8 protein-coding genes are annotated in these 7,155 nt (G+C 59.7%); 6 read left to right on the top strand and 2 right to left on the bottom strand.

What is annotated here, in order from left to right; genetic code table 11:
- The first annotated feature begins 567 nt into the window (after nt 1–567).
- The 3 genes from ACTD9P_RS15315 (at nt 568) to ACTD9P_RS15305 (ending at nt 2,296) form a co-directional block, all read left to right on the top strand.
- Nucleotides 568–843 (top strand): DUF3077 domain-containing protein, encoded by a 276-nt coding sequence (locus ACTD9P_RS15315; protein WP_177016454.1) that lies wholly within the window; start codon nt 568–570, stop codon nt 841–843.
- Between the two features lie 161 nt (nt 844–1,004).
- A complete protein-coding gene (locus tag ACTD9P_RS15310; RefSeq protein WP_069786112.1) occupies nt 1,005–1,469 on the top strand; it encodes a multidrug transporter in 465 nt (154 codons plus the stop codon).
- 14 nt (nt 1,470–1,483) lie between these two features.
- On the top strand, nt 1,484–2,296 hold the full coding sequence (locus ACTD9P_RS15305; RefSeq protein ID WP_438868309.1) for an SDR family oxidoreductase: 813 nt from the start codon (nt 1,484–1,486) through the stop codon (nt 2,294–2,296).
- Here ACTD9P_RS15305 and ACTD9P_RS15300 read toward each other — a convergent pair.
- Entirely contained in the window at nt 2,293–3,150 is an 858-nt protein-coding gene (locus ACTD9P_RS15300; RefSeq protein WP_438868308.1) for a LysR family transcriptional regulator, read from the bottom strand. The two genes, ACTD9P_RS15305 and ACTD9P_RS15300, sit on opposite strands and share 4 nt — an antisense overlap.
- 111 nt (nt 3,151–3,261) lie before the next feature.
- Here ACTD9P_RS15300 and ACTD9P_RS15295 point away from each other — a divergent pair, with 111 nt between their 5' ends.
- The 3 genes from ACTD9P_RS15295 to ACTD9P_RS15285 all read left to right on the top strand — a co-directional run bounded on the left by ACTD9P_RS15295 (nt 3,262) and on the right by ACTD9P_RS15285 (nt 6,277).
- Entirely contained in the window at nt 3,262–4,440 is a 1,179-nt protein-coding gene (locus ACTD9P_RS15295) for an MFS transporter (protein WP_438868307.1), read from the top strand.
- A 2-nt stretch (nt 4,441–4,442) separates the two neighbouring features.
- Nucleotides 4,443–4,847, top strand: coding sequence for a DUF4440 domain-containing protein (locus ACTD9P_RS15290; protein ID WP_438868306.1), 405 nt, complete (start codon nt 4,443–4,445; stop codon nt 4,845–4,847).
- Between the two features lie 143 nt (nt 4,848–4,990).
- Nucleotides 4,991–6,277 carry a delta-60 repeat domain-containing protein gene (locus ACTD9P_RS15285; RefSeq protein ID WP_438868304.1) on the top strand — a complete coding sequence of 429 codons (1,287 nt, stop codon included), beginning with the start codon at nt 4,991–4,993 and terminating at the stop codon, nt 6,275–6,277.
- Nucleotides 6,278–6,295: 18 nt separating this feature from the next.
- Here the strand turns inward: ACTD9P_RS15285 and ACTD9P_RS15280 are convergent, their stop codons facing one another.
- Nucleotides 6,296–7,153: an efflux RND transporter periplasmic adaptor subunit gene (locus ACTD9P_RS15280; RefSeq protein ID WP_438868303.1), complete on the bottom strand. Its 858-nt coding sequence runs from the start codon at nt 7,151–7,153 to the stop codon at nt 6,296–6,298.
- Between the last annotated feature and the right edge of the window lie 2 nt (nt 7,154–7,155).

The raw sequence follows: 7,155 nt of genomic DNA, 5'->3' as shown, positions 1-7,155 counted from the left end.
GGAATGCCGCCTGGGACGCTCCGCGTCCCGACTCACGCCCGGTGCATGGGTGACGCAGAGCGTCACGGGATGCATTCCCACGCAGAGCGTGGGAACGATCGATAAAGCATCCCGCCAGCATTGACCCCTGCCGCCTTCCTGCCCACTGATCGTTCCCACGCTCCGCGTGGGAATGCCGCCTGGGACGCTCCGCGTCCCGATTCACACCCGGTGCATGGGTGACGCAGAGCGTCACGGGATGCATTCCCACGCAGAGCGTGGGTACGATCGACAAAGCACCCCGCCAGCATTGACCCCTGCCGCCTTCCTGCCCACTGATCGTTCCCACGTTCCGCGTGGGAATGCCGCCTGGGACGCTCCGCGTCCCGACTCACGCCCGGTGCATGGGTGACGCAGAGCGTCACGGGATGCATTCCCACGCAGAGCGTGGGAACGATCGATAAAGCATCCCGCCAGCATTGACCCTTGCCCCATCCTGCCTATCCTCGCGCCTGTCACGACTCATTCGTGATGAGGTTTGACGGCCTCGCGAACTCATAGGATCCCATTTTCATCAGGAGATCCACCATGTCCAAACAAACCACCCGCCCCACCACCTTCGGCCCCAGCGACCGCAGTGAAGAACCTCTTTTTTGCGTACAACCCGGCATTCCCATCGAACATGCACTGGAACATGCCAGCTATGTTTTAGGCACCGCGCGCGTGCTCACCTTGGCGGCTCAAGACTTGTGCACCGAACACCAGAGCTACCTGAACTGGGCCAGCCTGCAATTGGCTGAAACCGGCTTGGCACTGGTTGAGGCTTCCATCGAAGGCTTGCAGGCGGATTCTTCTGCTCAGTAAATAAGTCTTCGCAGGCAAGCCAGCTCCCACAGGGGAACGCGGTCCAACTGTGGGAGCGGGCTTGCTCGCGAAAGCGTCCGCCCAGCCAACACACCCCTCAAGCTACCCAATCCCACCTACGCTTAAGTTAGGATGCTGGTTCCCTATTCGAGGTGGTCTCCATGTTCTTCGGCGTTCTCCTGATCATCACCTGGCTGATCCTGCTGTTGCGCTACCCCGCCAAGGCCCTGCCGGTATCGCTGGCCGCCGCCGTCGGCCTGGGTTTCGTCGCCATCTGGGTGGTGTGGCTGGACAGCCGCGAAGCCTCGCAACTGGCGCGCCTGGAACTGCGCATCAGCTATGCGCCGCAGGAATGCCCGGCCGACCGCCCGTTAAAACTGGTACTGATCAACGGCAACGACGTGCCGCTCACCGAATTGCGCTGGCGCCTCGCAGCCTATGCGCCGGGCGACACGGTGAACCTGGCCGATAACGTTTATGCTGCCCCGCGCTATCGCGGCCCCGGCGAACTACAGGCCGGCGCCACCTGGGACGACTGCCTGCCCACGCCGCCGCTGCGCCCCGGCTACCGCCCGCAAACCCTGGAATTTCGCGCCGAGCACCTGCAAGGCAGTTTCTCGGACTGACAAAGGATTGACCCATGCCCAACGTACTTATCACCGGTTGTTCCAGTGGCATTGGCCGCGCGCTCGCTGACGCCTTCAAATCCGCCGGCTTCGACGTGTGGGCCAGCGCCCGCCGCGAAGCCGATGTCGCCGCACTTGCCGCTGCCGGCTTCAATGCCGTGCTACTGGACGTCAACGACAGCGCGGCCTTGCAGCGCCTGGCCGAACAATTGGGTGAACTGGATGTGCTGATCAACAATGCCGGCTACGGCGCCATGGGACCATTGCTCGACGGCGGCACCGAAGCCATGCAGCGCCAGTTCGAGACCAACGTGTTTTCCATCGTCGGCGTCACCCAGGCGCTGTTCCCCGCGCTGCGGCGCAGTAAAGGTTTAGTGGTGAATATCGGCAGCGTTTCGGGTGTACTGGTCACGCCGTTTGCCGGTGCCTACTGCGCATCGAAAGCGGCGGTGCATGCCTTAAGCGATGCCTTGCGCATGGAACTGGCACCCTTTGGGATTCGTGTGTTGGAAGTACAGCCGGGAGCCATCAACACAAGCTTCGCGAAAAACGCCGGCGCCCAGGCCGAACTGCTAATCAACGAACAATCGCCGTGGTGGCCGTTGCGCGAAGGCATTCGCGCGCGCTCCCAGGCCTCACAGGGCAACCCGACCTCGGCCGAGCATTTTGCAGCTCAAGTGCTTAAGGCTGTGCAACAACCAAAACCGCCACGGATGTTGCGTGCGGGCAATGGCAGCCGAGCGTTGCCGTTGATGGCGGCGTTGTTGCCAAAAGGATTGCTGGAGAAAGTCCTGAAGAAGCGCTTTGGACTCTCGGGCTCACTCTAGCCCTTCATAAAATCAATAAACGCCCGCACCTTCAGCGGCAAATGCCGCGTATCCGGGTACATGGCGTAAATCCCTTGCGGGGTAAACCGATGATCCGCCAGTAAGCGCACCAACCGCCCCGCCTCCAGATCACCCTGCACCAGCCATTGCGGCAGTACCGCCACACCATGCCCACGCACGGCAAAAGCCTGGAGCACAGACGCACTGTCAGCCACCAGCGCAGCAGGGCCGGAACGGTATTGATGCCCGTCGCCGGCCGGGTCGGTCAGGCTCAGCTCCGTCAAGCGGCCATGGCCTAGCTTGGGCACGCGTTCCAACGCATCCAGGGTTTGCACCTTGGCAAACTCCGGTGCGGCTACGGCAAACACCTCAAAGGTCGACAGCTGCACCGCCCGGTGATTGGAGTCGAGCAGTCGCCCCAGCCGAATCGCCACGTCAAAGCGCTCGGAGATCAAGTCGGCATGGGTGGAGGATGTGGATAAGTGAATGTTCAAGTCCGGGTGCAGCCGCCGAAAAGCCTCCACCGCTGGGGCAACGACTGCCAGCGCGTATTCCACCGTGGTGGTGATGCGTAAGGTGCCTTTGAGCTGGGCATGTTCAGAGCGGGCTTCTTCCACTGCCAGCCGGGCTTCTTCGAGCATGCGCGTACAACGCAGGTAAAAGCGCTCGCCGGCATCCGTCAACGCTAATTGGCGGGTGTTACGGGTTAACAGGGTCACGCCCAGTTCTGCCTCAAGGCGCTTGAGGTTGAAGCTGACCACGGCGCGGGTCTGGCCCAGCCGATCGGCAGCGGCGGTGAGCGAGCCAGCCTCGACCACGGCTTTGAAGGTGTCGAATCGGTCCAGGCTGACCATAAGCCTCACGTTCCTTTGTCAAAATAATTTTGACAAACTAACAGGCAAACCGACGTATCCCAAACCCTGCATCGCGCCTACCCTGCCCGCTTCACTCGCAGGATCGCGTTTATGACCTACCGCTCGAAAGTCGCCTGGATCTTTCTGCTGGGCTTTGCCCTGGACCTGGTGAACATGTTTGTCGCCACCATCGCCTACCCGGATATCGCCCTGGAGCTGCACGCCTCGGTGACGCAATTGGCCAGGGTCAGCAACGCCTACATGCTCGGGTTGACCGTGATCATTCCTTTTAGCGTGTGGCTGGCCGCCATGCTGGGCGAACGCAACTTGATTGCCACCAGCCTGTTGCTGTTCGCTGGGGCCTCGGTGATGGTTGGCCAGGCCGGCTCGATTGAAGCGCTGATCGGCTGGCGTTTGCTGCAAGGCTTGGGCGGCGGCTTGCTGATCCCGGTGGGGCAAGCCTTGGCGTATCGACATTTTCCAGCCGTAGAACGCAGCTCACTGACGGCACGCGTCATGTCGGTGGCCCTGCTGGTGCCGGCGTTGTCTCCAGCGTTGGGTGGCGTGATTGTCGACAGCGTCTCGTGGCGCTGGATCTTCTACGCCAACCTGCCGCTGGCATTGATCACCTTGCTGCTGGCAATGCTGTGGATAAAACCCGACGTGCCCGCAACCGTGCGTCCGGCACTCGATGTGGGGAGTATCTTCAGGCAAATCCGCAGCCCGATGCTGCGCGTGGCGATGCTTGTATACCTGTGCATCCCTGGCGTGTTTATCGGCACCAGCCTGATCGCCATCCTCTACCTGCGCGGCCTGGGCTATGACGCCACACAGACCGGTGCGCTGATGCTGCCGTGGGCAATGGCATCGGCACTGGCGATTTACCTGAGTAAAAAACTGTTCAACCGTTGCGGTCCAAAACCGTTGTTGCTGGTGGGCATGGCCCTGCAATGCGTTGGCATACTGTTGTTGAACCAGCCAACCTGGGCGATTCCCGCCTACGCGTTGATGGGTCTGGGCGGCAGTCTATGCAGCAGCACCGCGCAGACGCTGGCGTTTCTCGACATTGGCGCCGAGCGCATGGGCCACGCCAGCGCCCTGTGGAACATCAACCGGCAGGTGAGTTTTTGCCTGGGCACGGCGGCACTCAGTGCGCTGTTGTCGGCCTTGGATTCGTTCGCCATAACCTTCACGATAGCCGCAGCCCTGACACTGCTGCCCCTTTTCGCGGTGCTGCGCCTGGATGCGTCCAGAGTACGGACACTGCTTCACCCAGCCAGCGAGGCATAGCCATGATTGACTACAGCGATTTTTTTGAAGAAGTGATCCAGACCCACGTCGAGATCGAACAATGGCTTGCCGGGGTTGCGCCTGAAGGCACGTTGCAGAACTTGCTCGCACGCTTTTCGCCTGAGTTCAGCATGGTTGCGCCTGCCACCGGTGCACGGGTCAATGCGGCCGGTGTGAATGCGCTGTTCACCCGCTTGGGCGGCATGCGCCCAGGGCTGAAGATCACCCTGAGCGAAATGACCGGGATTGACCGGCATGCGCGCGGCGCTACGGTGACTTATCGCGAACATCAGATTGATGACAGCGGCACGCAGACCGATCGACGCGCAACCGTGGTGTTCGAGAAGCAGGCGAGTGGCGCGCTGTTGTGGCGGCATTTGCATGAGACCTATGTGTTACTCCCTTGAGCAAGCAATAACCCCTTAATACCTGTCAGATCTGACAGTAGACGAGGTATGCCCCCAAAGAACAGACTCAAAACTGTTGCTTCGGCTATGAACGTCCCGCGCCGACATGGCAGCGCCCCGCTGACAGATAGAGGCATACCAACATGAATGTGGCTAACGGCTCCGGCACTAAGGACCCAAGCTTTGGCGTCAATGGAGAAATCACATTATATGAGATCCTGGCGGAGCATCCTGAACTGGTCGTGTTGCATCTCTTCAAAGGGCTGACGACCGATAAGGAAGGCAACATTCTGTTCTGTGCCAACTTATTTCAACACGGCCTCAATAACATATTTGGCTTAGGCCGCTTAGACGCCAATGGCAAACTTGATAAAACGTTTGGCAACAAGGGTCTGGTTACCGGTAACTTCTTCCCCTCAGTGCCGGCCGGAGGTTCGAGGCTGACAGTCCAACCCGACGGAAAAATCCTGATGGTGGGCTGGACATGGCGTGACAAGGGCAATGGTTGGGCGGACGTGGTCGTTGCGCGCTTCGAAAGCAACGGCGCATTTGACACAGCTTTTGCCAATCAAGGCATGTGCACTCTACTCACCCATAACGACGAAGGGTTGACGGCAGACTCGACGACCGTGCACGTACAGGATGATGGGTACATTCTGGTCAGCGCCAATTACTCCAAGCGCTACAATTCGCACTCGACAGTGGGCACTGTGTTTCGCTTGCAGCCCAATGGTAAGTTGGACACCGTTCTTAACGGCAATGGCAGACTAGACTTCAAACTGAAGAATACCGCTGCCGCGACTGCCGTTAACGCCTGTATCAGCCAGGGCCACGACCAGAAAATCGTTATTGCTGGCCATGCCCGATTCACCCCTGCACTCCATACCGCAATGTTCGCCCGCCTCAACCACGACGGCACGTTGGACGAAACCTTTGGTGATCCGCAAAACCCGGGTGTCTACCGCATACTTGACATTACCGACCACACTACCTTCAACGGTCTCACGGAGCGCGCAGACCGCAGTCTTGTAGGTGCCGGCCAAGTGGGCATGAACTATGTCGACGCTACACGCGGGTTACTGTGTGCCATTACCCCCAATGGCGCGGCGCATCAGTTGTTCAATAATGGCAAGCCCTTGGTCAGCCAATTCAATAGCGCTTACGACAATGGCTGGCACGCCATCATGAGTACAGCCGCAGGCGACCTTGTCACGGCCTCATCGGGCAACTTGATCTACATAGCCAAATTCAGCGCCGACGGCACACTGAATAAGGCCTTCAACAACCAAGGCTATAACGACTTGGGTTCCCCCGCCCGAAACGACCCTGTGCTGCTAACCGAACTAGCCGAACAGAGAATCCTCATCGGTGCCAACATAATCGGTGTAGAACCAGAGGGCATAGGGTCTCTGCAGTGTTTCTTTGGATAACTTGAATATCAAGGCGACTCACAGGTCGCGATCGACAATCACGGTGCAGGTGATGCCGGCGGCCAACAACACACCCTCCGGCACTTCATCAATGTGTATCCGCACCGGCACCCGCTGGGCCAGGCGCACCCAGTTGAAGGTCGGGTTCACATCGGCGATCAGCTCACGGCTCTCGGGGTTATCACGGTCGTAGATACCCCGCGAGATGCTTTCCACGTGGCCCTTTAACGTCTCGCCGCTCATCAGTTGCATATCGGCTTTGTCGCCGACTTTGACGTGCGGCAGCTTGGTCTCCTCGAAGAAGCCGTAGACCCAGAACGAGTTCATATCCACCACGGCCATTTTTGCCTCGCCGATGCGTGCGTAGTCGCCACGATGCACATTGAGGTTGGTGACATAGCCGTCCACTGCCGCCACCACTTGTGTGCGTTTCAAATTCAGCTCGGCGGCTTCCAGTTGTGCCAGCGCGTGCTGGTAATCGGCCAGGGCCGAGTCGGCGATGTTGCTGGCGTCGTCGCGGTTTTCCTTGGAGATCACCAAAGCGTCGAGGTCGGCGCGGCGATGGGCGTTGACCTTGCGCATCTCCCAGGTGGCTTTGCGCGAAGCCACCAGCGACTGCGCCTGCTTGACGGCAATGCGGTAGTGCTCAGGGTCGATCTGCATCAGCAGGTCGCCCTTTTTCACCAACTGGTTATCACGCACCGGCACGTCGACCACTTCACCGGTGACGTCCGCCGCCACATTGATAATGTCGGCGCGCACGCGGCCATCGCGGGTCCAGGGCGTTTGCATGTAATGCACCCACAACGTGCGGCCAATCCAGATCGCCAAAGCCAGTACCAGCAAGGTCGCGAGCAGGCTGAAAAACTTTTTCATCG

This window comes from Pseudomonas onubensis (assembly GCF_965653655.1).
Classification (GTDB): Bacteria; Pseudomonadota; Gammaproteobacteria; order Pseudomonadales; family Pseudomonadaceae; genus Aquipseudomonas.
Note: the sequence above shows the minus strand (reverse complement) of the source record. Positions and strands in the feature narration are given on the sequence as shown.

What these genes read in the sequence shown, in the direction of transcription:
- ACTD9P_RS15315 (WP_177016454.1), top strand. Translation starts at nt 568, where the DNA reads ATGTCCAAACAAACCACCCGCCCCACCACCTTCGGCCCCAGCGACCGC.
- ACTD9P_RS15310 (WP_069786112.1), top strand. Translation starts at nt 1,005, where the DNA reads ATGTTCTTCGGCGTTCTCCTGATCATCACCTGGCTGATCCTGCTGTTG.
- ACTD9P_RS15305 (WP_438868309.1), top strand. Translation starts at nt 1,484, where the DNA reads ATGCCCAACGTACTTATCACCGGTTGTTCCAGTGGCATTGGCCGCGCG.
- ACTD9P_RS15300 (WP_438868308.1), bottom strand. Translation starts at nt 3,150, where the DNA reads ATGGTCAGCCTGGACCGATTCGACACCTTCAAAGCCGTGGTCGAGGCT.
- ACTD9P_RS15295 (WP_438868307.1), top strand. Translation starts at nt 3,262, where the DNA reads ATGACCTACCGCTCGAAAGTCGCCTGGATCTTTCTGCTGGGCTTTGCC.
- ACTD9P_RS15290 (WP_438868306.1), top strand. Translation starts at nt 4,443, where the DNA reads ATGATTGACTACAGCGATTTTTTTGAAGAAGTGATCCAGACCCACGTC.
- ACTD9P_RS15285 (WP_438868304.1), top strand. Translation starts at nt 4,991, where the DNA reads ATGAATGTGGCTAACGGCTCCGGCACTAAGGACCCAAGCTTTGGCGTC.
- ACTD9P_RS15280 (WP_438868303.1), bottom strand. Translation starts at nt 7,153, where the DNA reads ATGAAAAAGTTTTTCAGCCTGCTCGCGACCTTGCTGGTACTGGCTTTG.